The organism is Dyella sp. KRB-257 (assembly GCF_049445995.1).
Lineage (GTDB): Bacteria > Pseudomonadota > Gammaproteobacteria > Xanthomonadales > Rhodanobacteraceae > Dyella_A.
The window spans coordinates 31,792-57,236 of record NZ_JBMSDZ010000010.1; the positions used below are offsets into that span (position 1 = coordinate 31,792).

29 protein-coding genes and 1 pseudogene are annotated in these 25,445 nt (G+C 66.3%); 14 read left to right on the forward strand and 16 right to left on the reverse strand.

The annotated features are described in order from the left end of the window. Positions 1-63: 63 nt before the first annotated feature. The 7 genes from ACO2Q2_RS09740 to ACO2Q2_RS09770 all read right to left on the reverse strand — a co-directional run bounded on the left by ACO2Q2_RS09740 (position 64) and on the right by ACO2Q2_RS09770 (position 3,126). The gene (locus ACO2Q2_RS09740; RefSeq protein WP_423255573.1) at positions 64-339 is read right to left on the reverse strand and encodes a hypothetical protein; all 276 of its coding nucleotides are present in this window, start codon (positions 337-339) and stop codon (positions 64-66) included. After that, positions 336-1,418 carry a rolling circle replication-associated protein gene (locus ACO2Q2_RS09745; RefSeq protein ID WP_423255574.1) on the reverse strand — a complete coding sequence of 361 codons (1,083 nt, stop codon included), beginning with the start codon at positions 1,416-1,418 and terminating at the stop codon, positions 336-338. The genes ACO2Q2_RS09740 and ACO2Q2_RS09745 overlap by 4 nt, the downstream gene beginning before the upstream one ends. Continuing rightward, complete coding sequence (locus ACO2Q2_RS09750) at positions 1,387-1,587, reverse strand: hypothetical protein (RefSeq protein WP_423255575.1); 201 nt, start codon at positions 1,585-1,587, stop codon at positions 1,387-1,389. Before ACO2Q2_RS09750 ends, ACO2Q2_RS09745 begins: the two co-directional genes overlap by 32 nt. Beyond that, complete coding sequence (locus ACO2Q2_RS09755) at positions 1,580-1,972, reverse strand: hypothetical protein (RefSeq protein ID WP_423255576.1); 393 nt, start codon at positions 1,970-1,972, stop codon at positions 1,580-1,582. The genes ACO2Q2_RS09750 and ACO2Q2_RS09755 overlap by 8 nt, the downstream gene beginning before the upstream one ends. Then, complete coding sequence (locus ACO2Q2_RS09760; RefSeq protein ID WP_423255577.1) at positions 1,969-2,658, reverse strand: hypothetical protein; 690 nt, start codon at positions 2,656-2,658, stop codon at positions 1,969-1,971. The genes ACO2Q2_RS09755 and ACO2Q2_RS09760 overlap by 4 nt, the downstream gene beginning before the upstream one ends. Further along, positions 2,655-2,852: a hypothetical protein gene (locus tag ACO2Q2_RS09765; protein WP_423255578.1), complete on the reverse strand. Its 198-nt coding sequence runs from the start codon at positions 2,850-2,852 to the stop codon at positions 2,655-2,657. The genes ACO2Q2_RS09760 and ACO2Q2_RS09765 overlap by 4 nt, the downstream gene beginning before the upstream one ends. Positions 2,853-2,958: 106 nt before the next feature. Further along, positions 2,959-3,126 (reverse strand): hypothetical protein, encoded by a 168-nt coding sequence (locus tag ACO2Q2_RS09770; RefSeq protein WP_423255579.1) that lies wholly within the window; start codon positions 3,124-3,126, stop codon positions 2,959-2,961. A 200-nt stretch (positions 3,127-3,326) separates the two neighbouring features. Between ACO2Q2_RS09770 and ACO2Q2_RS09775 the strand changes: the two genes are divergently transcribed. Then, on the forward strand, positions 3,327-3,686 hold the full coding sequence (locus tag ACO2Q2_RS09775; RefSeq protein WP_423255580.1) for a hypothetical protein: 360 nt from the start codon (positions 3,327-3,329) through the stop codon (positions 3,684-3,686). A 325-nt stretch (positions 3,687-4,011) separates the two neighbouring features. On the opposite strand, the gene ACO2Q2_RS09780 is transcribed toward ACO2Q2_RS09775, so the two are convergent. Beyond that, on the reverse strand, positions 4,012-5,943 hold the full coding sequence (locus tag ACO2Q2_RS09780; RefSeq protein WP_423255581.1) for a putative bifunctional diguanylate cyclase/phosphodiesterase: 1,932 nt from the start codon (positions 5,941-5,943) through the stop codon (positions 4,012-4,014). Positions 5,944-6,049: 106 nt separating this feature from the next. Further along, entirely contained in the window at positions 6,050-7,735 is a 1,686-nt protein-coding gene (locus ACO2Q2_RS09785; RefSeq protein WP_423255582.1) for a methyl-accepting chemotaxis protein, read from the reverse strand. Positions 7,736-8,020: 285 nt separating this feature from the next. Here ACO2Q2_RS09785 and ACO2Q2_RS09790 point away from each other — a divergent pair, with 285 nt between their 5' ends. From ACO2Q2_RS09790 to ACO2Q2_RS09810, 5 genes are all read left to right on the forward strand, one after another. Beyond that, positions 8,021-8,353: a helix-turn-helix domain-containing protein gene (locus ACO2Q2_RS09790; protein WP_423255583.1), complete on the forward strand. Its 333-nt coding sequence runs from the start codon at positions 8,021-8,023 to the stop codon at positions 8,351-8,353. A 73-nt stretch (positions 8,354-8,426) separates the two neighbouring features. Further along, positions 8,427-9,668, forward strand: coding sequence for an MFS transporter (locus ACO2Q2_RS09795; protein WP_423255584.1), 1,242 nt, complete (start codon positions 8,427-8,429; stop codon positions 9,666-9,668). Between the two features lie 111 nt (positions 9,669-9,779). Then, positions 9,780-10,502: a molybdate ABC transporter substrate-binding protein gene (gene modA, locus ACO2Q2_RS09800; RefSeq protein ID WP_423255585.1), complete on the forward strand. Its 723-nt coding sequence runs from the start codon at positions 9,780-9,782 to the stop codon at positions 10,500-10,502. A 2-nt stretch (positions 10,503-10,504) separates the two neighbouring features. Next, positions 10,505-11,182, forward strand: a complete 678-nt coding sequence (gene modB, locus ACO2Q2_RS09805; protein WP_423255586.1) for a molybdate ABC transporter permease subunit — start codon at positions 10,505-10,507, stop codon at positions 11,180-11,182. Between the two features lie 2 nt (positions 11,183-11,184). After that, positions 11,185-11,871, forward strand: coding sequence for an ABC transporter ATP-binding protein (locus tag ACO2Q2_RS09810; RefSeq protein ID WP_423255587.1), 687 nt, complete (start codon positions 11,185-11,187; stop codon positions 11,869-11,871). 58 nt (positions 11,872-11,929) lie between these two features. Here the strand turns inward: ACO2Q2_RS09810 and ACO2Q2_RS09815 are convergent, their stop codons facing one another. Both ACO2Q2_RS09815 and ACO2Q2_RS09820 read right to left on the reverse strand, forming a co-directional pair. Next, the gene (locus ACO2Q2_RS09815) at positions 11,930-12,928 is read right to left on the reverse strand and encodes a DUF4105 domain-containing protein (protein WP_423255588.1); all 999 of its coding nucleotides are present in this window, start codon (positions 12,926-12,928) and stop codon (positions 11,930-11,932) included. 84 nt (positions 12,929-13,012) lie between these two features. After that, complete coding sequence (locus tag ACO2Q2_RS09820) at positions 13,013-13,147, reverse strand: hypothetical protein (RefSeq protein WP_423255589.1); 135 nt, start codon at positions 13,145-13,147, stop codon at positions 13,013-13,015. A gap of 129 nt (positions 13,148-13,276) precedes the next feature. On the opposite strand from ACO2Q2_RS09820, the gene ACO2Q2_RS09825 reads away from it, so the two are divergent. Beyond that, positions 13,277-13,822 carry a DUF2058 domain-containing protein gene (locus ACO2Q2_RS09825; protein ID WP_423255590.1) on the forward strand — a complete coding sequence of 182 codons (546 nt, stop codon included), beginning with the start codon at positions 13,277-13,279 and terminating at the stop codon, positions 13,820-13,822. 270 nt (positions 13,823-14,092) lie between these two features. On the opposite strand, the gene ACO2Q2_RS09830 is transcribed toward ACO2Q2_RS09825, so the two are convergent. Further along, positions 14,093-14,371, reverse strand: a complete 279-nt coding sequence (locus tag ACO2Q2_RS09830) for a DUF6624 domain-containing protein (RefSeq protein ID WP_423255591.1) — start codon at positions 14,369-14,371, stop codon at positions 14,093-14,095. A gap of 74 nt (positions 14,372-14,445) precedes the next feature. Next, positions 14,446-16,287 carry a chloride channel protein gene (locus ACO2Q2_RS09835; RefSeq protein WP_423255592.1) on the reverse strand — a complete coding sequence of 614 codons (1,842 nt, stop codon included), beginning with the start codon at positions 16,285-16,287 and terminating at the stop codon, positions 14,446-14,448. A 187-nt stretch (positions 16,288-16,474) separates the two neighbouring features. Here ACO2Q2_RS09835 and ACO2Q2_RS09840 point away from each other — a divergent pair, with 187 nt between their 5' ends. The 5 genes from ACO2Q2_RS09840 to ACO2Q2_RS09860 all read left to right on the forward strand — a co-directional run bounded on the left by ACO2Q2_RS09840 (position 16,475) and on the right by ACO2Q2_RS09860 (position 20,588). Next, positions 16,475-16,849: a hypothetical protein gene (locus ACO2Q2_RS09840; protein WP_423255593.1), complete on the forward strand. Its 375-nt coding sequence runs from the start codon at positions 16,475-16,477 to the stop codon at positions 16,847-16,849. Positions 16,850-17,025: 176 nt separating this feature from the next. Next, positions 17,026-17,871, forward strand: coding sequence for a YihY/virulence factor BrkB family protein (locus ACO2Q2_RS09845; protein ID WP_423255594.1), 846 nt, complete (start codon positions 17,026-17,028; stop codon positions 17,869-17,871). A gap of 58 nt (positions 17,872-17,929) precedes the next feature. Beyond that, complete coding sequence (locus ACO2Q2_RS09850; RefSeq protein WP_423255595.1) at positions 17,930-19,291, forward strand: cation:proton antiporter; 1,362 nt, start codon at positions 17,930-17,932, stop codon at positions 19,289-19,291. Positions 19,292-19,360: 69 nt separating this feature from the next. Further along, positions 19,361-19,552, forward strand: coding sequence for a YetF domain-containing protein (locus tag ACO2Q2_RS09855; protein ID WP_423255651.1), 192 nt, complete (start codon positions 19,361-19,363; stop codon positions 19,550-19,552). Between the two features lie 577 nt (positions 19,553-20,129). Beyond that, positions 20,130-20,588 (forward strand): hypothetical protein, encoded by a 459-nt coding sequence (locus tag ACO2Q2_RS09860; protein ID WP_423255596.1) that lies wholly within the window; start codon positions 20,130-20,132, stop codon positions 20,586-20,588. 733 nt (positions 20,589-21,321) lie between these two features. Here ACO2Q2_RS09860 and ACO2Q2_RS09865 read toward each other — a convergent pair. Then, the gene (locus tag ACO2Q2_RS09865; protein ID WP_369488112.1) at positions 21,322-22,335 is read right to left on the reverse strand and encodes a DNA-binding protein; all 1,014 of its coding nucleotides are present in this window, start codon (positions 22,333-22,335) and stop codon (positions 21,322-21,324) included. Positions 22,336-22,683: 348 nt separating this feature from the next. Here ACO2Q2_RS09865 and ACO2Q2_RS09870 point away from each other — a divergent pair, with 348 nt between their 5' ends. Both ACO2Q2_RS09870 and ACO2Q2_RS09875 read left to right on the forward strand, forming a co-directional pair. Continuing rightward, a complete protein-coding gene (locus ACO2Q2_RS09870; RefSeq protein ID WP_423255597.1) occupies positions 22,684-22,980 on the forward strand; it encodes a type II toxin-antitoxin system RelE/ParE family toxin in 297 nt (98 codons plus the stop codon). Between the two features lie 20 nt (positions 22,981-23,000). After that, positions 23,001-24,116, forward strand: coding sequence for a HigA family addiction module antitoxin (locus tag ACO2Q2_RS09875; RefSeq protein ID WP_423255598.1), 1,116 nt, complete (start codon positions 23,001-23,003; stop codon positions 24,114-24,116). A gap of 19 nt (positions 24,117-24,135) precedes the next feature. Here the strand turns inward: ACO2Q2_RS09875 and ACO2Q2_RS09880 are convergent. Then, positions 24,136-24,303: pseudogene (locus ACO2Q2_RS09880) on the reverse strand (IS5/IS1182 family transposase); the annotation flags it as partial. Between the two features lie 129 nt (positions 24,304-24,432). Then, complete coding sequence (locus ACO2Q2_RS09885) at positions 24,433-25,377, reverse strand: DUF3034 family protein (protein ID WP_423255599.1); 945 nt, start codon at positions 25,375-25,377, stop codon at positions 24,433-24,435. Positions 25,378-25,445: the final 68 nt, after the last annotated feature.

Genomic DNA, 25,445 nt, shown 5'->3' on the forward strand with positions numbered 1-25,445 from the left:
GGCGCCGGAGGCGTCCACGTCGGCTGGCGCGCACTGCGCCACGTACATGCCCCCGGACATGACTTAGCCAGCGGCCTTGACAGGAGCCGGCTTGCTCGACGGCAGCGCTCGCAACACCACGCGCGACATGGTGAGCCGGCCGTTACTCACCGAGTACGACTCAGGCGCGAGTTCGTACTCGCCCACGGCGTGCTCTTTGCCCGGGTCCACGGTGATCTGAAAGGCGGTCGGCAGACCGTCGATTTCGAGCAAGCACCACTGCTTGACACGCTGGCGCGTCACACCTTCCCAGGTGCTCTCAAATGCCTCGGGTGCACGGTTCAGAACTTGGATCTTCATTGCATCGTCTCCTGTTGATCGACTCGATAGGCCCACGGCTCCCCGTCCGGGCCAATACACACACGCCAAGGCGAGGGGAGGAATTCGCCCGTAAATCTGTCCATGTACCCGCCAGTCACCTTGCGGATATCCGCGCGGCCGGACAGCGCATCACGCACCCAGAACGGCGCTTGCCAGTAACGGATATGCCGGCGCGACTCCACGTCCAGCCCGCCAGCGCCATGCATGCGCGCCCCACGCGGATAACCGTGCACGTCGCTGGCCATCGTCTTGCTCGCGTACTTCGCGATGTAGGAAATCGGCGACTGCGCCGTCTTGATGTTCGTCGCGCCGTGCGGCCACCAACCCTGCGCATCGGCGAACGGCAGGAACTTGCCCTTGGGAAGCCAGACGACGACGTGGTAATGCACCGCGCCCCGCCCCTGCAGCTCGGCCACCCACACGAAACGGCAGCGCACCTTGCGCCGCTTGCACCACTGGCGCAGCGCATCGCGGAACTTCGAGAAGTGCCCAGGACGCCAGCCGTCGCGCTGCCGGTACGTCAGCGTGATGAACTTCTTGTTCCAGCGCTGCGCGGCCAACTCGCTATGCGCGTCGAAGTGAAGCAGACGCGCCGCGTGCCCCACAGCCGTCCGCATGCGCTTGATGCGCTGCGCAGAGCGATTGATCTTGATCTTCTCTCGGACCGGCCCGGATGCGTCCGCGTTGTCCTTCGTCCCACTTGTTGCATTAGAGACAAGCCCCAGGCACCCCCCGCGCGCTAACGCGCGCGGGGGTGCCTGTGTCGCCTGTCCCTGGCTTGCCTGCCACTGCTGCTTTTTAAGCTCGGCGAACGGAGCATCGAGCGCCGATTGCTGATGCGCATACACGCGCGCCGCACGCACGCGCATGCGTGCCTTGTGTTCGTCATAGCTGCCGCGAAGCGCGGGGAGCGCCGCAGCGGGCGCAGGAGGCGGCAACAGATCCACCGGCGGCACGAAAGTCGGGAGCTTGTCCAGCGTGCCCCAGGCGCGCATGCACCGAAGGTGCGAATCGAACCGCGCAAGCTCAGCCGGCGCGATCATCAGCGCCCCCGTCATCGTCTTCGCCGAACGCAACTTCGGCGTTGTCCTCGATGGAGCCCGCCGCGAGATCGAACGAGAACGCCAGCCACGTCTGGCCGTTGTCCATGGCACGCGCGAACAGCACGCGGATATCGGCCACCACCGCCGCCACTTCGGCAGGCGTCACACGCCCTTGCTCAGTCATGGTCTGTGTCCGGGAAGGTCATCAGAAACGCGTGAATGCGCGCGAGCAGCTGATCGCGAGAAGGCGCCCCAGGGCACGGCGCTGGCGTGCCGCACTCGGCAAGCCACTGGTTGTGATAGACGGTGGCGCGCCACTCGCGCACGAGCGCCTGAAGCTTCAGCGGAGGCGCGACGGGGCGCAGCAGATCCAGCGAGGCCAGAATCGTGTCCCGCGCCTCACCACGCGGCAGACCCTTTGCGGCGAGGAGCGCCGACGCCAGATGCGACGCGAACGCGTCATCCGTGCGGCCGACGATGGCCGACGCCGTGCGCAAGCCAGCGAGCATGCCCTCGGCGTACACAGTGGCCGCGTCCACCAGAACCGTTGTCTCAGCCCGGGCCGTCATGCGCGCACCCCGCCGCCACCAATGCCATCGGGGTTGCCGCCGAACGTTTCTTCGTCGCTGGGACCGTCCGACGTGTCGTCAGCAATGGCGCGCTCTTCCGAATCCGCCGCACAGTCCGGGCACGCGGGGAACAGATCGCCGACCAACTCGTCAGACTCGACACCACACACCGAGCACACGCCCATCGCTTCGTCCTCGTCAGATCCATGAAAGCCGCAGGCGGGACAACCGTCCCAATGCTCGCCCTCGGCCATCTCCAGCACGACGCCGCACGCCATGCACATGGCCTGCCCTGGCGCCAACGTCAGCACGCCGTCTGGCGTGTCAAAAAAGCAGTCACCGCACAGATCCCCGTGATTAGTCGGGAACTCGTCGTCAGTCGGGATCGGCGAGCCGCACCGCTCGCACGTCAATTGCTCGGACTCTTTGCCCTTCGAGCGCCGCCCCGAAGTAGCGCCCACGAACACACGCAGCAGCACCAGGACAGCGGCCAGCACGAGAAGGGCAGCGCCCACGGCGATCACCTGCGACTTACCGGACGAGAGAACCGACGACGTTTGCTGCGCAACCTCAGCCGCCGACGAATAGGTGCCAGTGCACGGAGCGGTTGAATTCGGGTCGGACCCGAGGCCGCAATCGCCGAAGAACGCAGCGAACGGATGCAAAGAGGTATAGGAGGGGCTCATTCGCGACCGCGCCCGTGGTGGCTGGCGAGGCCAGCGAAGAAGAAGGCGGCGAAGCTCGTGAGTACCACCACGTTGCACTGAACCCACCAGGGCTGCAGCGCCATCCAGTGCGAGAGCGGATAGCTCAGCACCAGGACAACGAAGGCGGCGGCGACCATCATGCGCGCGCCCACCGAGCGCAGCGACGCGCCCACAAGAACGACCCCAACGCCCACAGACCAAACGCGTGGGCGACCTGATACCAGGGCTGGCCAGCAGCGAGCCAGAACACGAGGGGGAGCAAGAGGACGGGGAGGAGGATCACGACGAAAACCCCTGCACGCCCTGCGCGCGGTACTGATCCTCAAGCACCTGGCGCAACTCGTCCGTAAGACCCACGTCATCCGGCCAGCGCAGCACCTGGGCAAGCCGGTCCGCCTGCTCAGCCGTCAGCGTCAGAATCAGATCGGCCTGCAGAATGCGATTCACAGGCGCACCCCTTCCAGCGTGGCGCGCTGGCGGGCGACGAGGTTTCGGAGGGTCACGCCGGCCCGGACGGCCCAGGCGGCGGACAGAAAGAAGCAGAAAGCGGCTAGAGCAGTCATCCTTGGTCCCCTGTCGTCGTCAAGTGAATTGCGACGGGGCGGACCGTAAAGTAGATTGCGACACCCCGTCAAGAGGAATGCGACATGTCGGCTGTAAACAATTTGCTTGACAAGTATCGCGAGGCGTGCTCGCTGACCTCAGATAGCGCCGTAGCGGACTCGCTCCACATCAAGCGGCAAGCGGTCCACCAGTGGCGCAAAGGCGTGTCTTGGCCGAGCGAGGATCACGTGCTCGCGATGACGAAAGCGATGCAGGAGCCGGCCGAACGTTGGTTCGTCGCGATCAGTGCGGAGCGCGCATCGCCCGCTGCACGGAAGGTCTGGCTAAAGCTGGCGCAGATGGCCGCGGCAGTGACACTTGCGGTAGGCCTCTACCCCGCGCACGCAGCGCCGCACACGGCGGGTTTCTCGGCCGATAACCCGGGCCACGTGTATATTATGTAAAATTCCGGAGGTCTCGTCGATTGCATCGACCGATTGCATCGTCGTGCGGATAGTGCTGCCTGGTTCGGGACACATCGTTGCCGAGCACAGTGTGCAGCAGATGCTCGCCCGAAGGGCGAGCGCGGTAGAGGCCTGCCGCGTGCAAAGAATTCAACCGTGTGCCGCTCCCCTGCCCGCACGCACATCACGTCCCCATCGTTCGATCCGTGCTGATCGGACCGGCTGATCGGATCGGGAGTTGCAGGGGCGATCAATCCTTCAGGTACTCCTGCACCATCTGCCGGCCGCGATGGATGCCGCGCCGGCATCATCCAGGCCGTTCCGTTCAGGCCGGGAAATCCGCTTTGCTCTCGTCTTCAAGCACATGACGTCGAGCGAAGTCGAGCGTCTCGGCCGATGCCGGGCGCGCATACAGGTAGCCCTGGACGGCGTCGCAGCCGTGCGCCCTGAGCCACAAGGCCTCTTCCTTGCGTTCGACCCCTTCGGCCACCGTGCTGATGCCCAGCGCCCGGGCCATCTGCAGCATGGAGTCGACGATCGCCTGGCTGTCGGACAGGCGATCCACGTTGCGGACGAACGAGGCATCGATCTTGACCCGGGTGATGGGCAGCCGCTTGAAATGCGAGAGGCTCGAGTAGCCGCGTCCGAAGTCGTCGATGGTGATGGCGATGCCCATGCCGGCAAGACGGACCAGGTTCGTGCGCAGCTCCTCGTCGAGATGCAGGGCGACGGTCTCGGTGATTTCCAGTTCCACCAGCTGGGTGCGGAGCCCGGCCGAGATGATCGTGGACTGCACGACGTCGACGAAGCCCGGTTGCCGAAGCTGCACCGGCGATACGTTGATCGCCACCGGGCCGTCGTATGCACCCTCCGCCAGCCAGCGGCAGGCCTGCCCCAGCGCCTCGCGGAGTACCCATTGCCCAAGCTCCAGGATCTGTCCGCTGCGTTCGGCGACAGGAATGAACTCGCTGGCCTTGATCTCTGTGCCGTTGCTCTCCCGCCATGCGCACAAGGCCTCGAGTCCGATGATTCGTCCGGTCGAAAGACTGAACTGTGGCTGGTAGCGCAGATGCAGGCGACCGAGCGCCAGGGCCTGGCGCAGGCCCTGCACCAGCTCCACGTAATGCCAGGCCTCGCGGCGCATGCCGGGATCGAACTGCACCACACGGTCCCTGCCCGCCTGCTTGGCATGGCACAGGGCGGCATCGCCTGCACTGAGCAGGGTGTCGACATCCGTGCCGTGCTCGGGCCACCAGGCGATTCCGATGCTGCACGTCCGGGCAAGCGCGAAATCGTCGCCATTGCCGGTATCGGCGACCACGCTGCGAATATTCCTGGCCAGCGCGATGGGCGCCATCGGCGCCGCCGGCTTCGTCATCACGACAACGAACTCGTCACCGTCGAAGCGACCCGCCATGACGTTCCGGTCGGCGAACGCGCCGATCCGTGCGGCGACTTCGCGCAGGTGGAGGTCGCCGCTCGGATATCCCTGGGTATCGTTGATCAACTTGAAGCGATCGATGTTGATGAACAGCACGGCCATCTGTTGGTGCTCGGGTGCCTCGCGAATCGCCCGCCCGAGGCGTTCCCTCAACGCACCGTGCGTCAACAGCCCGGTCAATGGATCGATACCGGCCTGCAGCCGCTGCAACTCCTGCTCGCGCAACTGGGCAGTGACATCGAGGCATATGACCAGTTCGACCTCGCCGTCCGCGCGGTCCAGATGGGTCGTCAGGAGTCGCGCATCGAACTCGCTGCCATCGGCGCGTCGGTGCTTGACCAACTGCTCGCCGCGGCGCCGAGCCACGTGTCCGGCCATCTCTGGGGCGCCCGCCTGCACGTCGAGGTCCGCCAGCCGGCAGGCCCGCCCAGAGGGCGGCGCAAGCCCATACACATCGCGTGCCTCCCGATTCGCCTCCACGATGGCGCCATGGCCGGGTTCCACCACGAGACAGGGCATGGGAAGATTCTCGATCAGCTCGGCATAACCCCGCTCCAGCCGCGCCAACTGGCTGCTGCTGTCGATGAATCGGCGGGTCGCGCGGCGTTGCAGGCCATAGATGACCAGGGTCGAGACGGCGATGAAGATCAACCCCTTGGTGGCGAAATAGATTTCCCGTCCCGCACCCGGCGGGATCCATTCGGCCACTGTGTCGGAAACCGCCAGCCACAGGACGCCCAGCAGGGCGTAGCGCCGTGCCAGACGCCCCGATTGCCGCTGCAGGTCGCCCCAGGGGGCGGGTGTCGGTTGCTGCATGATGCAAGGCTCCGCAGGTGGGTGTTGCACGCATGCCGCGTGGAAGCCTGAAAGCCTCTGCGCCGCACGCCGCATGTCGTCGAAGGATCGAGACCGCACGGATCGACTAGAACTCCTTCCAGACGGATGTGTCCTCGACGCGATGCGACCGCTCCGAAGCCGGCTTGTGGTCGGCCGCGTGCGCAGACGGCCGATGCGCACCCCCGATTCGTGCATCGTGGGCGGGTGCGAGGGAGGCCTCCTGGGCTTCCTCGATGTGGAAGTAGGCCACCTGCCTGCGCAGGTTCATCGCCTGCTCTTCCATGGCGCGGCTCGCCGAGGCCGCCTCCTCCACCAGCGCGGCGTTCTGCTGGGTGACCTCGTCCATCTGGGTCACCGCCATGTTCACCTGCTCGATGCCGGCCGACTGCTCGGTACTCGCCGCGGCGATCTCGGCCACGATGTCGGTCACCTTCTTGATGCTCTCGACGATGGCCGCGAGCGCATGCCCCGACTCGTCCACCAGGCTCGAACCCAGCTGGACTCGCTCGACGCTGTCACCGATCAGGGTCTTGATCTCCTTGGCCGCCTGAGCGCTGCGCTGGGCAAGGTTGCGCACCTCGGATGCGACCACGGCGAACCCCCGTCCCTGCTCGCCGGCGCGGGCCGCTTCCACGGCGGCGTTCAGGGCGAGCAGGTTGGTCTGGAAGGCGATCTCGTCGATCAGGCCGACGATGTCCGCGATCTGCTGGCTGGAGGCCGAGATCGCCCCCATCGCCTCGACCGCCCTGCTGACCACGGCACCGCCATGCTCGGCCTGTTCGCGTGCGCCGCGGGCCAGTTGATCGGCGTGCGAGGCGTTCTCGGCGTTCTGTTTCACCGTGGCGGTCATCTCCTCCATCGAGGCGGCCGTTTCCTCCAGGCTGGAGGCCTGTTCCTGGGTGCGCTGGCTCAGGTCGTCGTTGCACTGCGCGATTTGCCGCGCGGCGGTGCTCACCGACTCGGCGCCGGCCCGGACATCGGCCACCACCTCGGCGAGCTTCGCATCCATGCGCGCCAGCGATTGCAGCAGACGGCCGACCTCGTCCGCCGATATCCGCTCGATGCGGTTGTTGAGCCTGCCCCCCGCGATGTTGTCGGCCACGCGCATGGCCTCGGCGAGCGAGCGGGAAATCGACCGTACCAGCCGAAAACCGATGGCTCCGCTCAAAGCCAGACCGAACGCGATGGAGGCGATCGTGGTCCTGGCTGACCGCGAGGCCTTCTGCTCGTCGGCGGCATACGCTGCATTGGCGCTCTTGTCCTGCAGGGCGAACAGGTCCCCGATATCGCCACGCAAGGCGGTGTAGCTTTTCTCGCCGGCGCCATCCAGGGCCTGCGCCGCAAGATCGTACTGTTTCGCGTCCAGTGCCCTGGCGGCGCGGTTCATTGCGTTGCGGAAATCCCCGTAATCGGCATCCAGCCGGCCGCCGATTGTTTTTTCTGCCGGCGACAGTTTCGCCGCATGGAATTTCGCAAGTAATTGCATCAGTTCAGCGTCATCCCTCCGCAGGGACCGTTCGTAAGTGGTGGCCTGACCCTGATTGCGCGCGCCCAATGCGCGTTGCAGGAATGTTCTTTCGCTGCCGAGCAGGTCCAGTCCACGTGCCAACGACATGGCGGGTATCAGCTTGTCTGCATACATGTCGCGCAGGGCAGCATTGCTGCTGCTCAAATCGGAAATACCCATGGCTCCCAGCGCCGCAAGCAGCGTGGCGAGAGTGCCCAAAGCGATTATCAGCCTGACCTTGATCGACCATTGCGGAAAATGCATGACCGCTCTCCGGTTCATGGGAAGTGATTGACTGATCGGTCATCTGCCGAAACCAGTCTGTTCGGAATGTCCTGTTTCAAATGCCTGGTGCCCGGACCGGACCATGGAACGCGGTCTCGCCGCTTTCCCGACGGACCACGGCATCGGCCCGCTTCCGGTCCGATGAGCCGCTGGGCGTGCGCTTCCCTTAACGACCGGGCCCCACCGATCTTGAGCGGGAAAATATTCCGTTTTGGACTACTTGTCAGCACCGCCCTAAGGTGCCCCGCCCACTGAAATAACGCAATGATGCGTTCCATCTACGATGACGAGTACCGCCGGCTGCTCGACTTCATGCTGCAGGTGCGCGAGGCATTGGGCATCACTCAGACAAGCCTCGCGCGGCGGCTGCGGACCACCCAGTCCTACGTCTCCAAGTGCGAGCGTGGCGAACGCCGCATCGATGTGATCGAATACGTACGTTATTGCGACGCACTGGGCGTGGATGCCGCGGTTCTGATGGACGTATTTCTCGACCACCGCCTCGGTGGCACCGACGACAGGGCCGTGATAATCGCCACCCTGTTGCGGAAAAGCCGGCGCAGGTGGCGCGCACGGGTACAGTCCGGCGCCAATTGACCCCTGCACCGGCCGCCATGGGCAAGCCAATGGCTGGACTGGCGCGCCGCGTCATCCGTGCACGAGACAACCGATGCCAAGAACCGCCCACCCGTCGCCGCATTCTGTCGGCCCCCGCTGGTTGAACCGCACGGTGGCCGGTGCCGGCATCACCAGCGCGCTGGGCGATTTCTGTTACGAGACCACCACGGTGATCCTGCCGGGCTTTCTCGCCGTGCTCGGTGTGCCGGCGGCGGCGCTCGGGCTGATCGAGGGCGCGGCCGATGCAGTGGCGAGCTTCACCAAGATGCTTGCCGGCCACGTGGCGGACAAGCTAGGCCATCGCAAGGCGCTGGTGCTGGTGGGCTATGCGCTGACGCCGGTCGGACAGGCGCTGATCGCGCTCGCCGCGGGCTGGCCGCTGCTGCTGGCTGGACGGCTGCTGTCATGGTTCGGCAAGGGCCTGCGCGGTCCGCTGCGCGACGCCATCGTGGTGCAGGCGGTGCGCGCGGAGACGCGCGGGCGCGCGTTCGGCTTCCATCGCGCCACGGACACGCTGGGCGCGGTGGCCGGACCGCTGCTGGGTGTGGCCCTGCTCGGCTGGGCGCAGACCCTGCCCACGCATGATGCCGCCTGGCCGTTCCGGCTGGTGCTGTGGCTGTCGCTGATTCCCGGCGCGCTGGCGGTGCTGGTGTTCCTGCTGCTGGTGCGCGATCCGGGGCACTCGGTCAATCCGGCGCTGCAGTTGATGCATTCGCTGCGCACGCTGCCGCCGCGCTTCAAGCGCTACCTGGGCGCGGTCGGTTTGTTCGGCATCGGCGATTTCTCGCACAGCCTGCTGATCCTGGCCGCCACCACGCTGCTGGCGCCGTCGATGGGCGTGGTGCGCGCGGCGCAGGTGGCCGGCCTGCTCTACGTGGGGCGCAACGTAGTGCAGGTGCTCGCCTCCTTTCCGATCGGCGCGCTGGCCGACCGTGTGGGACATCGTCCGCTACTGCTGGCCGGCTATGCGCTGGGTGTGCTGACCGCCACGCTGACCGCGCTGGTGTTCTGGCGCGGCAGCGCGGGCGTGCCGGCGTTGGCCGGCATCTTCGTCGTGGCCGGGCTTTACGTGGCGACGCAGGAGGCGCTGGAGTCCACCGTGACCGCGGCGATAGTGCCGCCCGAGCGGCTGGCCACCAGCTACGGCGCGCTGGGCACGGTGAACGGCGTGGCTAAGTTCGTCTCCAGCGCGGCGGTGGGGCTGGCCTGGAGCCTGCATTCGCCGGCGGCCGGATTTGCCCTCGCCGCGCTGCTGATGCTCGCCGGCACGATCGCCCTCGCGCGCAGCCGCTGAGCGTCCGGCGCTTGTCCCGTGCGGGATTTCGTCGTCATATGGCGATCCACATAACGAAGGCGCACGCCCCGCATGACCCCGCCACAGACACGACGCCGCCTAGGTGCCGCGATGCTCGCGCTCGCGGGCCTCGCCGGCAGCGCCCACGCCGACGACCTGGTGGTGTCGGCCGCTTCCAGCCTCACCAATGCGTTCCAGTCGGTAGCCACGGCCTACGAGGCGGTGCATCCGGGCACCCATGTGGTGCTGAACTTCGCCTCGTCCGATACCCTGCTGCGGCAGATCGCCAACGGCGCGCCGGCCGACGTGTTCGCCTCGGCCGACCAGGTGGCGATGGACAAGGCGCAGGCGCAGCAGGCGATCGCGCCGGCCAGCCGCGTGGACTTCGCCGCCAACCAGTTGGTGCTGATCGTGCCGACCGGCGGCGCGAAGGTGACCACGCTGGATGATCTCACCCATGCCTCGTTCAAGCGCATCGCCTGGGGCGACCCGGCCTCGGTGCCGGTGGGTCGCTACACCCAGGGTGTGCTGGACCGCGCCGGCCTTACGTCGCGCCTGGAAGACAAGGCCGTGCTCACGGCCAACGTGCGCCAGTGCCTGGACTACGTGGTGCGCGGCGAAGTCGACGCCGGCTTCGTCTACGCCACCGACGCGGCCATCGCCCGCGGCAAGGTGGACGTGGCGCTGCGCATTCCATCGACCACACCCATCACCTACCCCATCGCCGTGGTCGCGCACAGCAGGCACGCGGATGAAGCGCGCGCCTTCATCGCCTTCGTGCGCTCGGCCAGGGGGCAGGCGCTGCTGGCCGATGCCGGCTTCCTGGCGCCCTGAGCGTGACGCCGGACATCTGGCAACCGCTGCTGCTCTCGCTGAAGGTCGCCACCTGGGCGACCGCGCTGAACCTCGTGCTCGGCGTGGCGGTGGCCTACGGACTGTCGCGCTGGCGCTCGCGCTGGTGCAACACGGTCGATGCACTGCTCACCCTGCCGCTGGTGCTGCCGCCCACGGTGCTCGGCTACTACCTGCTGGTGCTGCTGGGCCGGCGCGGCGTGATCGGTGGCTGGCTGGAGCAGTGGGGCATCAACCCGGTGTTCACCTGGCAGGGCGCGGTGATCGCCGCCACGCTGGCCGCCTTCCCGCTGGTGCACAAGGCCGCGCGGGCCGCGTTCGAGAACGTCGAACCGCAGCTGGAAGACGCCGCGCGCGTGCTCGGCCTGGCGCCGCTCGCGGTGTTCTTCCGCGTTTCGCTGCCGCTGGCCGCGCGCGGCATCATTGCCGGCGCCCTGCTCGCCTTCGCCCGCGCGCTGGGCGAGTTCGGCGCCACGCTGATGATTGCCGGCAACCTGCCTGGCCGCACGCAGACGCTGTCGGTGGCGATCTACTCGGCGATCGAGGCGGGCGACGACGCCGGTGCCAACACGCTGGTGATCGTGGCCTCGGTCACCTGCGTGGCGGTGCTGGTGCTCGCCGGCCGGCTCACCCGCGGCCGCGCACCACGAAGGAGCGCGTAGCGATGCGGCTGGACGTCGACATCCGCCGCGTGATGGCCGACCCGCAGCGCCCGTTCTCGCTGGAGCTGGCGTTCCGCTCGGACAGCCCGCGCGTGGTGCTGTTCGGCCCCTCCGGCTCGGGCAAGAGCCTCACCCTGCGCGCCATCGCCGGGCTGATGCGACCGGACGCCGGCCACATCGGCGTGCGCGGCCGCACGCTTTTCGACGATGTCCGCGGCGTGGATGTACCGGCGCGCGCGCGGCGCATCGGCTACGTGTTCCAGGACTACGCGCTGTTCCCGCACCTCACCGTGGCGCAGAACGTGGCATTCGGGTTGACGTCCGGCCTGCGCCAGCCCTCGCGCCGGAACGTGCCGGAAGCGGCGCGGCGCTGGCTCGACGCGTTCGAGCTGGCCGGCCTGGCCAGCCGCTATCCCGCGCAGATTTCCGGCGGTCAGCAGCAGCGCGTGGCGCTGGCCCGGGCGCTGGCGCCGCAGCCGGATCTGCTGCTGCTGGACGAACCGTTCGCCGCGCTCGACCCGCCGCTGCGCGGCCGCCTGCGCGACGAACTGGTGGCGCTGCAGGCGCGGCTGGACGTGCAGATGCTGGTGATCACCCACGACCCGGCCGACGTCGAGGTGCTGGGCCAGCACGTGCTGGAGATCCGCGACGGACGCCTGCACCGCGACTCGGCGCGCGAGACCGCCTGACCCACTCAGTCGGCCATGCTGGCAACAGTCTGCGGGAGGGTCTGCATGGCGTGCCCGGTCACTGCGGCGCGCGGATCGCGCGGGAGAAATCATCGCCCGGACCACTGCGTTGCGCCTTTTCGGCGATGCGCGCACGCGCACGCTGCACCTCGACCGGCTCGCTCGCGTCGATGGCGCCGTTGTCGCGCAGGTAACCCTGCAGATAGCCGGTGAGCAGCAGGCGCAGGTCCATCGGCAGGCCGGGGTTGAGCTGGCGCGCCATGCGATAGACCAGCGTGGTGCAGTTCGAAGTGATGGTGTTGTAGAACGCCGGCCGCGCTGCCAGCGTGTTGGCGGCATCAACGTAGGAAAGGAACAGCGCGCGCATGGTGCTGCGCTCCAGCGTCATCGGATACAGGTAGTCGTCCTCCCCGCGCACGTTGGTGCGCACCCGCACGATATCGCGCTCGTCGGCGGCCACCAGCACCATCTCGAACTGCTTGAAGAAGCCGCCGATCTCGGAGAATGCCTCGCCCTTCTTCTTGCGGATCTCCACCGAGAACACCACGTGCCGGCCGTCGTCGAAGCCGAAGGAAATCATCGCGTGGGCGATCGCGCGACTGCCCCAGTACGACAGGATGGCGTCGGCGGAGACGAGACGATCCAGGTCGTAGTCGCGGGTTTCCCAGCGCACGTCGTAGTCGCTGTCGCTGCGCCAGTCGAAGTCGCGCACGTTGTGCAGGGTGACAAGATTGCCGTGCACCTGGCCGCTGAGCAGGCGGGCCACGTCGTCGGCCCAGAGGCGGTTGTTCGAGGGGCGGATCGACCTCCACCACGCCATCAGCAGCACCGTGCACAACGCATAGGCGCCGATCGGCCACCACGCCTGCCAGACGATCGCCAGCGCCGCCAGGCCCAGCACCAGCAGCGCCCACAGCACGCTGCCGGTCGCGCGCACCACCTTGCCGCCGGGCAACTGATACCACAGCGCCAGCGTGCCCCACGCACCGCTGAGGAACACCACCAGCGCGCCGAGCGTGCCGGCGACGGCATGGAGCAGCAGGCTGCGTCGGTTCATCACGGCGGCGACGGCTCGCACAACAGGAAAGGTGTCCACAGGGTCGGAGGTTTGCGCGCGGCTGACAACACCGGTGCGCGCGCCTCATACATGCAGGCCCAGCGCTGCGCGCAGGGCGCGGATGCCCTTGCGCGCCCGATGGATGCCCGCATGCCGCCAACGGACGTCGCCCAGCGCGCGATCGACCTGCCGGCACTGCGCCAGCATCAAACCATGCAAGGCCTCGCCAACCGGCAGCGAAGCGGAGGATGTGCGGAAGGCAGCGGGAGCGGCGCCAGGCATCGCTGAAGTCTAGTCCCGCGCCGGACCGGGGCTACAATCGGGCGTTTTCCGGACGAACGACAGCGCATGCGCAATCCCCTGCAGGACCAGTTGCTCAAGGCCGGCCTGGTCGACAAGGCCAAGGTCAACCAGGTCGCGCGCGAACAGAACAGGCAGAAACTGGGCAAGACGCCCCCTGCTCCGCCGCGCGAGGACGCCATCGACACCGCACGCCTGCAGGCCGAGCGCGCCGAACGCGATCGTGCGCTGGCCGCCGAACGCAACGCACAGGCCCGCGCCGTCGAGCTGCGCGCGCAGGTGCGCCAGATCATCGATACCCACAAGGTCAAGCGCAGCGGCGAGATCGATTACCGCTTCATTCACGCCAACGCCATCCGCAGCGTGCTGGTGAACGAGTCCCTGCGCAGCCAACTGGCCAGCGGTGCGCTGGTGATCGCCGCGCTGGACGACCGCTACGAACTGCTGCCGCGCGCCGCGGCGGAGAAGATCCGCGAGCGGGATCCCGCGATGATCGTGCTCGACCACGCCCAGCCTGCGGCCGATGCCACGCCGGCCACTGACGACGACGCCTACTACAGCCAGTTCCCGGTGCCGGACGATCTGGTCTGGTGATATCTGGCGGCGGAGTGGCCCTGGCGTTCGACTAATCGGAAGCAAAGCGCCCCCTCACCCCGGCCCTCTCCCCCGGCGGAGCCAGGGGAGAGGGAACCAAACACGGCTTCCTGACGTTTTCCGCTCCACCCCATCTATGCCCATCTATGGCGTGGTCATCAAACGAGCCAGAAGCCGTACGCCGGAACTCCCTCTCCCCTGGCTCCGCCGGGGGAGAGGGCCGGGGTGAGGGGGCGCTCTTCGCTGGCGCCCTACTCCACTGCTCAGCACTCAGCCCGTCGGTGCGATTGCGTAAACCACCTCCATCACGCACCGGTAGTCGCTGATCGGCATCAGCCCCGCCTCGGCACGTCGCTCATCGAGATGTGCCGGGTCTTCCACCGGTGCCATCACCACCTTGCCAGGATGCGCTGGGTCGGCAACGAACTGCGTGCCGTAGCGCTGTGGCTTCTTCTGCGCACGCAGCACGCGATCGGTCAACAGCGCAAAGTCGGAGTTCTTGATTCCCTGCCCGGAGATTCCGTGTCGCCATTCTGTGCATTGATCCACTTCTCCTGTGTTTGATGGGACTTGACACCTGACGATAACGCAGCGCGTCCTCTGCAGGTGATCGGCACCCTGCCCTACTTCACCCTCCCCAGATGCCGCGACACCTGCCGCGCCTCGCGCAGCCTTTGCGCGTGCGCCTTCAGCAGATCGCCACGGGTAAGCATGCCGACCATCCGCGCACTGTCGCCCTTGCCCAGCACGATCAACCGGCCGACATCCGCCTCCACCATGTGGTCGGCCGCTTCGCGCAGGGTGTGATCCTCGTGCACGGCCAGCGGCGGACGGCGGACGAGGCTGCCGACCGTGGCGTCATCGGGCACGCTGGCGTCGAACAAGGTGCGGCGGGTGAGCACGCCGAGCGGCTTGCCGGACGCGTCGAGCACGGGGAAGCCCTGGTGCTTCGCCACATCACCGGCGCTGGCCAGCCACGCGCGCAGTTCGCCCATGCGCTGGTCGGCCGCCAGCGAGACCACCTCGCGACTGCAGGCGTCGCGCACCAGGATCTGATCCAGCGCATCGGCGCTGTAGTCGGACGGCACGCGCACGCCGCGGCGCACGATCTTCTCGGTCATGATCGTATTGCGCATTATCAGGCCGGAGACGAGATACGCCGCCGCGCAGCCGCCGAGCAGCGGCAGCAGGCCGTGCGGTTGCTGGGTGGTCTCGAAGGCGAACACCACCGAGGTGAGGAACGCGCGTGAGGCGCCGGCAAAGACCGCCGCCATGCACACCAGCGCAGCGAGGCGCGGATCGACGTGCAGCGCCGGCAGCGTGGTGGCGATCAGCAGCCCCATCGCGCCGCCCAGCGTGCTGCCGATGGTGAACAGCGGCGCCAGCGTGCCGCCGGAGGTGCCGCTGCCCAGCGCGATCGACCACGAGGCCAGCTTGGCGATGCACAGCGTGAGCAGCCCCACCAGCCCGATCTGCCCGCTGATCGCCGCGGTGATGTTGGCGTAGCCCACGCCCAGCGTGAGCGGCTGGAAATACCCAATGACGCCCACCGCGAGGCCGCCGATGGCCGGCCACCACATCCAGTGGATCGGCAGCTTCTCGAAGCCGTCCTCGATGGCGTAGGTGAGCCTGGTGACACCCACGCTGACCACGCCCACGATCAAGCCCAGCAGCACGTACACCGCCAGCGCCGAGGGTGACGCGCTGGCGAGGTCCGGCATCGGGAACATCGGCGCGTTGCCTTCCAGCAGGTAACGCACGCCGGTGCCGACGAAGGCCGCGAGCGCCACCGGAATCAGCGAGCGGGCGCGGCGCTCGAACAGCAGCAGCTCGATCGACAGCAGCACCGCCGACACCGGCGCCGAGAACACCGCCGCCATGCCCGCGGCGGCACCGGCAGCGAGCAGCGTCTTGCGTTCATCCGCGGTGACGTGGGCGAGCTGGCCGATCAGCGAGCCCAGCGCGCCACCGGTGGCGATGATCGGACCCTCGGCGCCGAACGGGCCGCCGGTGCCGATGGCGATGGCGGACGACACCGGCTTGAGCCAGGTCATGCGCGGAGGGATGCGGCTCTCGTTGAGCAGAATCTGCTCCATCGCCTCGGGAATGCCGTGGCCGCGGATCGCACGCGAGCCCCAGCGCGCCATCACGCCCACGATCAGCCCGCCGATCACCGGCACCGCGATCACCCACAGGCCCAGGTGATGGCCGGCCGGGCTGCTCAAAGAGGTGTCCCAGCGACCGTAGAACGACAGGTTGGTGATCAGCCCGATCAGCGCGGTGAGCAGCCACGCAACACCGGCAACGAGCGCGCCGAGCACCATCGCGGCCAGCGTGATGCCGAGCACGCGGCGATCCAGCGGACGGAACTGGCGCGGCAGGTGCGCCTGCGCCAACGTGGCGTCGAGCGAAGGCGCAAGCGGAATCGCCGCCCGCGAGTGCGGGGCGTCGGTGTGATCAGTCATGGGAGTTCAAGCCAGAGGATGCAGCCGCGAAAGGCTACGCGGATATCGCGCCAGTAGCTGGCTGGAAAATGAACAGGGGTAGCGCCCCGCCTTGCACCACGCTATCAATAGCGACCTTCCGGCCAGCCGCGGCGCCATGTCGACTTCCTCCCAACCTCAAGCCGACGCTCAACCGGAGCCGCGCTCCGTGCGCATGACCCTGCTCAGCCGCCCGCTGTGGCTGATGCTCTATTTCGCCGGCTGGACCTTCATCGGCCTGTGGCTGGGCACCAACGTGTGGATCAGCCAGCGCGACAACCCCAACGCCGTGGCCTGGCACTACTACACGTGGGAGTTGAGCAGCGCGCTGGTGATCGGCGCGCTGGCGCTGGCGGTGGGCTGGTTCGAATCGCGCTGGAAGATCACCGGCCCCGGCGCGTGGCGACGCCTGCTGGTGCACCTGCCGGCCGCGGTGGTGTTCTCGCTGGCGCACGTGGCGATCATCGTGGCCATCCGCAAGGCGGTGTACGCGGCGGCGAGACGTCTGAAAAATTCAAGGCATGCGCAGCTATGTCTGAAATAGCCAACGTGAAGAGGACGCCATAATGAGCCTCACATCTCGATCTCGAGGCGGTTCGCAGAGCGGTTGAAAACTTGCGCCTCCAGCTAACGGCGGGCGGCATCACTCACGTTCTGCCAACCCTGGCCCGGCTACCGTGACGCCCCAATTCGCCACGATCTTCGTTCGGCATTCCTTCGATGCAGCAGATGCTCCGCCTGGTCCGCAAGGTCTTCTCCGGATTCTGGGACGATGAACTTTTCACCCGCGCCGCCGCTCTGGCCTTCTATTCGGCGTTCTCCTTCGCGCCCGTTCTGGTGCTGTTGCTGTGGGGCGTGTCGGCGATCCGCCCAGGCCTCGAACAGCAACTCGTGCAGACCATGGCCGCCATTGTCGGGAACGACGGTGCCGAGGCGGCGCGACTGGTCATCCGCAGCGCGAGGGAGCGTCCCCGGCTGGGCCATCTACTCGGCCTGGTTGGATTGGGCATCACCCTGTTCAGTGCCTCGGCGGTGTTCGCGCAGATGCAGAGCACGCTCAACCGGGTGTGGGACATTACGCCCCGGCCGGGCAAGGCCCTGACCGGCTGGTTGCTCGCCCGGGCACGGGCGATCGGCGTGCTGGTGGGCGTGGGCTTCTTGGTCATCGTCTCCTTCGCGCTGACCGCATTGATCGGCCTGGTGGTTCCCAGAGGCAGCCTGTGGTGGCTGCTGCTGGAGAATACGGTGGCCGCGTTGGCGCTGTGGATTGCGTTCGGCGCGATGTACCGCTTTCTTCCCGATGCCCACATCGCCTGGCACGACGCAGTCCGGGGCGGCCTGTTGACTTCGCTGCTGTTCATGGGAGGCAAGTTCCTCATCACGCTGTATATCGAACACTCGAAGGTGGGCGGCGCCTACGGTCCGGCCAGCGCCATCGTGGTGTTGCTGATGTGGGTCTACTACGCCTCGCTCATCGTGTTGATGGGGGCCGAGCTCAGTCACGGGCTGGCGCAGGCGCGGGGCGAGCGCGAGCTGCCCGCTGCGCACGCCGGGCCGGCCCGATGATCACGCGGGCTGCGGCCGCAAACCAGCGCCGGCATGATGCGGAGGGCCGGCAGTGAGCGTGACCGCATGGATCGCGGCATGCGGCGTATTGCTGCTCGGTGCCGGCCTCACCTCCGGATGGATCAAGCGCCTGCCGATCACTTCGTTCTGGCTGTTCCTGGCAGCGGGCATCGTCGCCGGCCCCTGGTTCCTTGATCAGGTGTGGCTCGATTTTCCACAGCACCCCGACTGGCTTGCGATGGCGAGCGAGCTGGCGCTGTTGGTGTCGCTGTTCATCGGTGGCCTGAACCTGCGGATGGGCTTCCGCCACATTGCTTGGCGCACGGCATTGCGGCTGGCGTTTCCCGGCATGCTGCTTTGCATTGCCGGCGTCTGCTGTGCCATGCACTGGGTCTTCGGCACCAGTTGGGCGCTCGCCCTGCTGTGCGCCGCGATGATTGCCCCGACGGATCCGGCGTTGGCGAGCATGGTCTCGGTGGACGACGCAGCGGACCGTGACGCGATGCGTGGCGCGCTGTCGGCAGAGGCCGGTCTCAACGATGGCGCGGCCCTGCCATTTCTAGTCCTCGCCATGCTCATGCTGGAGCAGCCGGAGGGCGTTTCCCTGCATGCGCTGGGTCGCTGGTTCGCAGCCAACATATTGTGGTCGCTGCCGGCCGGCCTGGTGATTGGTGGCGGCATTGGCCTGTGCCTGGGCCTGGTCGGCACCTGGATGAAGTCCATCACCAACGATACCGCGCCAAGTGACTTCCTTGCCCTGGCAATCGTCATGTTGTCGTATGCCGCAGCCGAATGGCTGTCTGGGTCGATTTTCCTTGCCGCTAGTGCAGCCGGCATCGGGTTGAGACGCGCCGAGCTGATGATCGTATCGAGGCACCCGCACCTTAGTGCCAACGACGGTCGACAGGAGGCCAAGGACGACGGCGGCCATCCACCGGCCGAGTTCCTGGTGGACCGTTCGGCCCGGCCGAGCGACAAGCTAGGGCCCGCCGAATCGATCGGACTGGTGGTGTCCGACGCGCTGTCCTTTGGTGACACCCTTGAGCGCATCCTCGCCGCCACGCTGGTGTTTGCCACCAGTGCCGCACTGGCCCGACACTGGAGCCTGCAGGCGATCGCCGTGTCGCTGCTGCTGTTCGCACTGATCCGTCCATGCTCGGTCTATCTGGCCACCATCGGCTCGGGCGTGCCGCGGCCACGCCGCCTGCTGATGGGCTGGCTGGGCGTGCGTGGCATCGGCACTGTCAACTACCTGGCGTACGCGCTTACCCACGGTCTCGATGGGAACGACGCGGCCATGGCGACCTCACTGGCGGTCACCACCGTGGTGCTCAGCGTGATCTTGCACGGCGCGACGGCGCAGCCCCTGATGCAATGGCGGCGACGACGCCTGGCCCCCCGCGCCACTGAGCCCTTATAAAAGTTGCCAGCCAGCAGGCGTATTGCCAACCGGTGGCGACCATGAGTAACGGCCGTCGCATGGACTGCGCTGCAGGACTGTTCCGCCGTGCTGGTGCGCGACGGCATCGTCGACTGGCGCGAGCAGGTGCGCCGCCATGTGAGCTGCGAGGATTTCCAGGTGGGCAAGCGCGCCGCCGACTGCCGCTCCGACGAGGCGATCGAGCTGGCACTGCTGGAGACCTCCGGCAGCATCACGATCCTGAAGAAGCGCTCGGGCTGACACCCGAGGCACGCGATCACGAACTCCCGGGACGCCTCCCGCCCCCCTCCAGCGCGCTGCGGCGCGGCGCCCGTCCGCGCGGCTTGTCGGTGGGGTGAATCCGACCCTCGCGCTCGGCGCTGTCGATGCGTGATCGCATCTGTCGTTGACGCAAAATCTGGGCACGATGTGCGGCGTTTCCTCTCATTGCCATGTTGCTGGTCCGTCCCACGTGGTGGAGGCGGTATCTGGCACGCGGAGCCGTGCAGCCGAAGCGACTGCAGTGTCGACGGACTCATGCACGTGCGTTCGAAGCGAGGACGCTCCGATCGCGCTGATACGACGCACACCATGCGCCTGCCGCTGGAGGTCGCACCCTCCTGGGGATGGACTGGCGCTCGCAGCTACGACCACGCCATCCCGAAAGATCGTCACGTGATCGACCCGCGTATCAGCATCGCCTTCCGCTGCCGCGCAGCCCGCGGGTGATCGAGCAGCCGCGTCGTGGATGAGTGCGTTCACCGAATCGCTGCGGCGCGTTGAGCCGGTCGCCCCGATCATGGCCGCTCGCGCCCATGTGGCCTCATCCGGAACCACTATGACCCGATCACCCCGCCACGACCGCGATCCACGCGATGGCGTACATGACGACAGCCCCTCGTCGAATACCTCGGCCAGCCGCCCCACCGGCGCGCCGCCGTCGCGCAGCGGGCAGGGCGGCACACCGCGAAGCCAGCCAGCGCCCGATCCCATCACCGCGCAGGTGCCGTCCGGGGGCGGCCCCAAGGCATTGGACACGGGTGATGGAGCCGATGGTCGAACCACGCACGGATTCACCGGCGACGACGGCGAACACGTGCCTGCCTCGCGCGGCGGCATGCCACCGTCCCGCACGCCCGGTGCAGCGGCGGATCTGGGTGCCCACGGCGACACACGCCGCCATGGCGTGCCGCGCGATCCGGTCGAACGCACCAGCAGTGGCGATGCACCCAACGAAGGTGGCGGCACCGCGGGGGCGGAGGGTGGGCCAAGCCCGTACCGACGAGATACCCGGTGAGGATGCCGACGAGGCCACGAAGGCGGCAGCCAGAGCGGCAATGATGCACAGCGCGATTCGCAAGTGTGATATCGGCACCAGGCCGCTGAGCGGCCCGAGCCTGGCGAGGCGCCTCACTCCTTGGGCGCGGATTCGCGTTCGCAACGCTCGCGGTGGGCTTCGTCCCGGCGAAGGCTTCCTTCTTCTCCAGATCCGCAGCCACCGGCATGGCCTCCACGCCGTGCGCCTTGCGGATATCGCAGCGACGGCTTCCAGTTCGGTAGCGTCTGGTGCCGCCAGGCACACCGGATGGCCGTGGGTGGCGAAGCGATGGGCCAGGTGCAGACCGATGCTGCTGCTTGCGCCGGTGATGAGTACGCGTTCGGTGTTGACGGTCCCGCTGCGCTGGGTTGCCATGGCTGTCTCCGTCGGTGCCGGCCTGAGGGTTGGCAGGGATACGACCAAAAAGCGGCAATTCCGCTTGTAAGTGACTGACTACAGATAGATTCGCGCTTGAGTGGTGGCTTTTGCCCAAAGGGCTTTCGCGATGGCAGTGCATTCGCGTCCGGGTGGCTGGAAAGGAACCTGGGCGTCTGGCTGCAGACGGGAGGCAGGCCCATGATGGAGTGCCGTCAGCACCTGCTTAAGCCCTTAGCCGAGACCCTGATTGCACCCCGGGGCTTTGGTGACCGCGGTCGCTTCATGATGTAGCCGTGCAGCCTAAGCGATCGGCCACCCTGTGCTGGCCGGTCGCTTAGTCCTGCTCAGGCGACGCGCCGACCGGCTCTTTGGTTTTCAGCTGACAGAGAAACTCCTCGATCGCGCTCAGGCGCGCCTCGCGCCGGCGCTGGTCTTCGATGTCCGCCAAACGCGCTTGGCGCTCGGCGGCCAGCTCCGCGACATAGCGTTCGACGTCGGCGCGAAGCTGATCGCGTTCGTTGGTGACCCGAAGGCATTGCTGTGCCAACGTCTCGGCTTCCTTCTCTAGCCGTGGCACCTCTTTGGCCGTCCGTGCAGCCTGGTCGTGCTCGCGGCGCAAGGTTCGCAGCGCGCTCTCGCTTTGCCCCTGCAGTTCGGTCAGACGCGCGTTGTCACGATTGAGCTGCATGACCTCATGATTTTTGGCCATCACCAGTTCGTTGGCTTGGCGAAGTTCCACCTGCAAGGTTTGCACCTGATGCTCGTGGCGCCTAGCTTCGGCTTCCCGCTGCTCCTTGGCCGACTGCCGGAAATGCTCCAGCGCCTGGCGCGCCTGGCTGTGTTTCTCCTCCAGCGACTGGGCGTGGACGGCCTGTTCGGCCAGTCGCGCCTCCAGGCCCGTGGCCCGCTCTTTCAGGGCGCTGATCGCGATGGCCCGTTCGTGCAGTTGCCCCCGCGCCTCCTCATGGGCGCGCTTTTCCTCCTGAAGGACGGCCTCTGTCCGCTGCAGGCGATCGCTCAACGCCCGACCCTCGCGTTCCTGGTGGGCGAGCGCCTCGGCAGCCTTCTGAGCGGCGGCGTCGAACTTGGCTTTGGCCTCGGCGATGCGGGTGTCGGCCTCCTCGGCAAGGCGTTTAGAGAGCTGGGCGACCAAGGTGCGCAGCGCATCGCTGATGACGATGTCGGAGGCCGGTGCGGTCGTGGCCTCTGCTTCCAGTTCCTTGAGGTAACGGTGGATGGTGGTTTTTGAGCCGGTGTTGCCCAGGGCCACACGGACGGCGTCCACCGACGGATGCTTCCCTTGCGCGATGAGGCTATCGCGCGCCTTCTGTACTTCGGTCTTGTACAAGCCCGCTCGCGCCATAGCCGCTCTCCATGTTTTACGTACCGTATTACATACCACGTAATTACGTAACAAACAATAACTAAAGTTCAGCTAGCTTGGGCGCCATAGTGACATGGGGTAATGTTGGATTATCCCGCCTGACCCGGTCAGAAGGTGAATTTGGCCCGGCCGGCAGTACGAAACGGCGTTTCCGAGCCACTGCGGGGCTGGACGCCCGCGCCGAGGCCGGAACCGCGCTGCGGCCAAGGATTCGCCTGGTGTCGCTCACCTTTGGCGCTTAATTGCCTTCTATTACACTTAGTGTAATAAGGTCATTGACATACCCATCTTAGGGCGCTAGGCTGCCTGCCCATGGATGTGGACTTCGAAGACGCCTCGCTCAAGAGGCTTGAGGCGGACCCGGGGTTCACGGCCGGCTACGACGCCGTGATCGTCAAAGCCTTCCGAAAACGGATGCAGCTCATCCGTGCGGCGGCGGACGAACGCGCGTTCTACGCTCTGAAATCCCTGCATTACGAAAAGTTGAAAGGAGACCGGGACGGTCAAAGCTCGATGCGGCTGAACGATCAATGGCGACTGACCTTGCGAGTACAGCAGGACGACGACGGCAAGACGGTCGTGGTCATTTCCATCATCGATTACCACTAACCCTTCCCGAGGATGAGTCCATGAACACGGTTGCCGAAATCTTCCCGCCCGGTGAGTTCCTTCGCGAGGAGCTGGAAGCGCGTGGCTGGTCGCAGACCGAACTGGCGGAAATCATCGGCCGCCCGGTACGGTTGATCAACGAGTTGATCGCCGGCAAGAAGGCGATCACCCCGGAAACGGCGATCCAGCTGGGCGACTCGCTGGGCACGGGCCCGGAGCTGTGGATGAACCTGGAGAGCCAGTACCAGCTCTCCAAGGTTCGCCCCACGGACGGGCTGATTGCCCGTCGCGCCAAGCTCTACGAACGCTTTCCCGTGCGCGAAATGATCAGGCGCGGTTGGATCGAAGCCACCAAGAGCATCGAGGTGCTCGAACAGCAGTTCCTGACGTTCTTTGGGGTCGACAGCCTGGAGGCTGAGATTCCGTTCTGCCACGCGGCCAAGAAAACGGATCCGCAGGATCAACCGAGCATGCTGCAGTTGGCTTGGCTATACCGTGCCCGCCGCATTGCCTCGGAACTGGTGATCGCGTCCTATGCCGAGGCGCAGCTGCGCCAGGCGCTACCCCGGCTGTCGGCGCTGCTCTCGGCGCCGGAAGAAACGCGTCACGTCGCCCGCATCCTGGCCGAGTGCGGGGTGCGCTTCGTCGTGGTCGAGCCCATTCCCGGCGCCAAGATTGATGGTGCGTGCTTCTGGCTGACCGACGCCCAGCCGGTGGTGGCGCTGTCGTTGCGGCTCGATCGCATCGACAACTTCTGGTTCGTGCTGCGTCACGAGCTGGAGCACGTCCTGCAGCGCCATGGTCAGGACCGTGGCTACATTCTCGACCAGGATCTCGACGGCACCGCCGGCGATCAGGTCAGTGAAGAGGAAACCGTCGCCAACACGGCGGCCGCCAACTATTGCGTGTCGCCGGACGAGATCACCGGCTTCATGGCCCGGGTGGCGCCGTTCTTCAAGGAAGAACGCGTTGTGCTATTTGCCCAGCGCCTCAACGTGCATCCAGGCATCGTCGTCGGCCAGCTGCAACGCCGGCTGGGTCGGTACGACCTGTTTCGCAAGTACCAGGTCAAGGTTCGGCAATTCGTGACGTCCTCCGCCCTCACGGACGGCTGGGGCGTGGTTCACACGGCCTAAGAGGGTGTCGACAAAATAATCAGCTTGCGAGTCTGGTAGCAAGGATACGCGCCTCGACCAGCCAAACCCAAGCCACCGGTGCCCATGACGAACGGTCGTGGTGCGCCATCAGGCGGCGGGCGCGCTCGTTCCACGCATGGGTACGCTCGACCACCCAGCGTTTGGCCAGCACGACAAAGCCTTTAGCGAGTGGCTCCGGCAGCAAGGGCAACTGGACATCGTCCCAAGTGCCCGTGTTGCGATTATTCGGGTGACGGACGATCTCCACATTCAAGGACGGGTGTACCGCCTCGATGCCCTCTTTGCACTTGTTGGATCAGAACTGATACTGGGCGGTGAGCACAAAACCAGACCCCAGTTGGCTGGGGTTTTGACCGGCCTTAAGTCCGTCGTAGATATTCTTCGACCCGGTATTAAGATAGGCGGCTACGAAAGTGACTTTGGGTGTCGGCAACCAGGCCAAGGTAATGTCGTACATCCGCGAAGTTTTCATCGGCCGTCCGAGACGGTCGTAGCCCACATTGCTGGAGTCTGCGTATTCGGCACCCAAAGCCATATGCCCTGACATGAATTTGGGGGCAGGCAGACCTATGGCGATGGAAGCGAAATAGGGGTTGTCCCATTTCTGGCCGAAACCCTCGACCCCCATGAGATAAGCCTTGGTCCGACGCATGCCCACATTGAGAGAAATCGGCAATGGCAGGCCCACGTTCTTGTAGAACGTTTCGGTGAGTGCAGCATAGTAATCGCCACCACTGTCATCCGGGTACAGCCGCGTACCGCCAATACCGGGAACGAAGCTGGGGATCATTGTGGCGTTGTCGGTATTCTTGTTGATGTAGCCCACGGCAAAAGCTGGCGTCAATGCGCCAAACTGCCCGGGTTTGATTACCTGCAACTTGGCCGTGATCGTGGTGAAAGTGACCGAACCCGCCCCGGTAGCCTTGCTGGCATCCACGTTGCTTTGGCTGAACCCCACCTCAAAGCGGTTGAAGAAAGACATCTGAGCCGACAGGGCGGTCCACGTAAGGTTGGAGTCGGGAAGATTCACGTACCACACGCCAACTTGCGGTATGCCGACAACGGAGGATCCATTCAGTCCTTCGCCGGGCTTGGCAATCGGATTGGCGATTTCGGCGGTTGCATTGAGGCCGCCACCGCTGACGCCTTCAATATTGGACAAAGGCGGTCCGGCAAGTGCCGGAGCGGATGCCAGCATGCCGATGCCTCCGGTGACGAGGCAGCGGGTGATTAGCGACATTTTCCTGGTCTTTGGCATAGCTAGTGTCTCCCCTTTGTTGATTTTGGACGAGCCGATTCGCGACCGGC

What these genes read in the sequence shown, in the direction of transcription:
- ACO2Q2_RS09740 (WP_423255573.1), bottom strand. Translation starts at nt 339, where the DNA reads ATGAAGATCCAAGTTCTGAACCGTGCACCCGAGGCATTTGAGAGCACC.
- ACO2Q2_RS09745 (WP_423255574.1), bottom strand. Translation starts at nt 1,418, where the DNA reads ATGACGGGGGCGCTGATGATCGCGCCGGCTGAGCTTGCGCGGTTCGAT.
- ACO2Q2_RS09750 (WP_423255575.1), bottom strand. Translation starts at nt 1,587, where the DNA reads ATGACTGAGCAAGGGCGTGTGACGCCTGCCGAAGTGGCGGCGGTGGTG.
- ACO2Q2_RS09755 (WP_423255576.1), bottom strand. Translation starts at nt 1,972, where the DNA reads ATGACGGCCCGGGCTGAGACAACGGTTCTGGTGGACGCGGCCACTGTG.
- ACO2Q2_RS09760 (WP_423255577.1), bottom strand. Translation starts at nt 2,658, where the DNA reads ATGAGCCCCTCCTATACCTCTTTGCATCCGTTCGCTGCGTTCTTCGGC.
- ACO2Q2_RS09775 (WP_423255580.1), top strand. Translation starts at nt 3,327, where the DNA reads ATGTCGGCTGTAAACAATTTGCTTGACAAGTATCGCGAGGCGTGCTCG.
- ACO2Q2_RS09780 (WP_423255581.1), bottom strand. Translation starts at nt 5,943, where the DNA reads ATGCAGCAACCGACACCCGCCCCCTGGGGCGACCTGCAGCGGCAATCG.
- ACO2Q2_RS09785 (WP_423255582.1), bottom strand. Translation starts at nt 7,735, where the DNA reads ATGCATTTTCCGCAATGGTCGATCAAGGTCAGGCTGATAATCGCTTTG.
- ACO2Q2_RS09790 (WP_423255583.1), top strand. Translation starts at nt 8,021, where the DNA reads ATGATGCGTTCCATCTACGATGACGAGTACCGCCGGCTGCTCGACTTC.
- ACO2Q2_RS09795 (WP_423255584.1), top strand. Translation starts at nt 8,427, where the DNA reads ATGCCAAGAACCGCCCACCCGTCGCCGCATTCTGTCGGCCCCCGCTGG.
- modA (WP_423255585.1), top strand. Translation starts at nt 9,780, where the DNA reads ATGCTCGCGCTCGCGGGCCTCGCCGGCAGCGCCCACGCCGACGACCTG.
- ACO2Q2_RS09810 (WP_423255587.1), top strand. Translation starts at nt 11,185, where the DNA reads ATGCGGCTGGACGTCGACATCCGCCGCGTGATGGCCGACCCGCAGCGC.
- ACO2Q2_RS09815 (WP_423255588.1), bottom strand. Translation starts at nt 12,928, where the DNA reads ATGAACCGACGCAGCCTGCTGCTCCATGCCGTCGCCGGCACGCTCGGC.
- ACO2Q2_RS09825 (WP_423255590.1), top strand. Translation starts at nt 13,277, where the DNA reads ATGCGCAATCCCCTGCAGGACCAGTTGCTCAAGGCCGGCCTGGTCGAC.
- ACO2Q2_RS09835 (WP_423255592.1), bottom strand. Translation starts at nt 16,287, where the DNA reads ATGACTGATCACACCGACGCCCCGCACTCGCGGGCGGCGATTCCGCTT.
- ACO2Q2_RS09845 (WP_423255594.1), top strand. Translation starts at nt 17,026, where the DNA reads ATGCAGCAGATGCTCCGCCTGGTCCGCAAGGTCTTCTCCGGATTCTGG.
- ACO2Q2_RS09860 (WP_423255596.1), top strand. Translation starts at nt 20,130, where the DNA reads ATGACCCGATCACCCCGCCACGACCGCGATCCACGCGATGGCGTACAT.
- ACO2Q2_RS09870 (WP_423255597.1), top strand. Translation starts at nt 22,684, where the DNA reads ATGGATGTGGACTTCGAAGACGCCTCGCTCAAGAGGCTTGAGGCGGAC.
- ACO2Q2_RS09875 (WP_423255598.1), top strand. Translation starts at nt 23,001, where the DNA reads ATGAACACGGTTGCCGAAATCTTCCCGCCCGGTGAGTTCCTTCGCGAG.
- ACO2Q2_RS09885 (WP_423255599.1), bottom strand. Translation starts at nt 25,377, where the DNA reads ATGTCGCTAATCACCCGCTGCCTCGTCACCGGAGGCATCGGCATGCTG.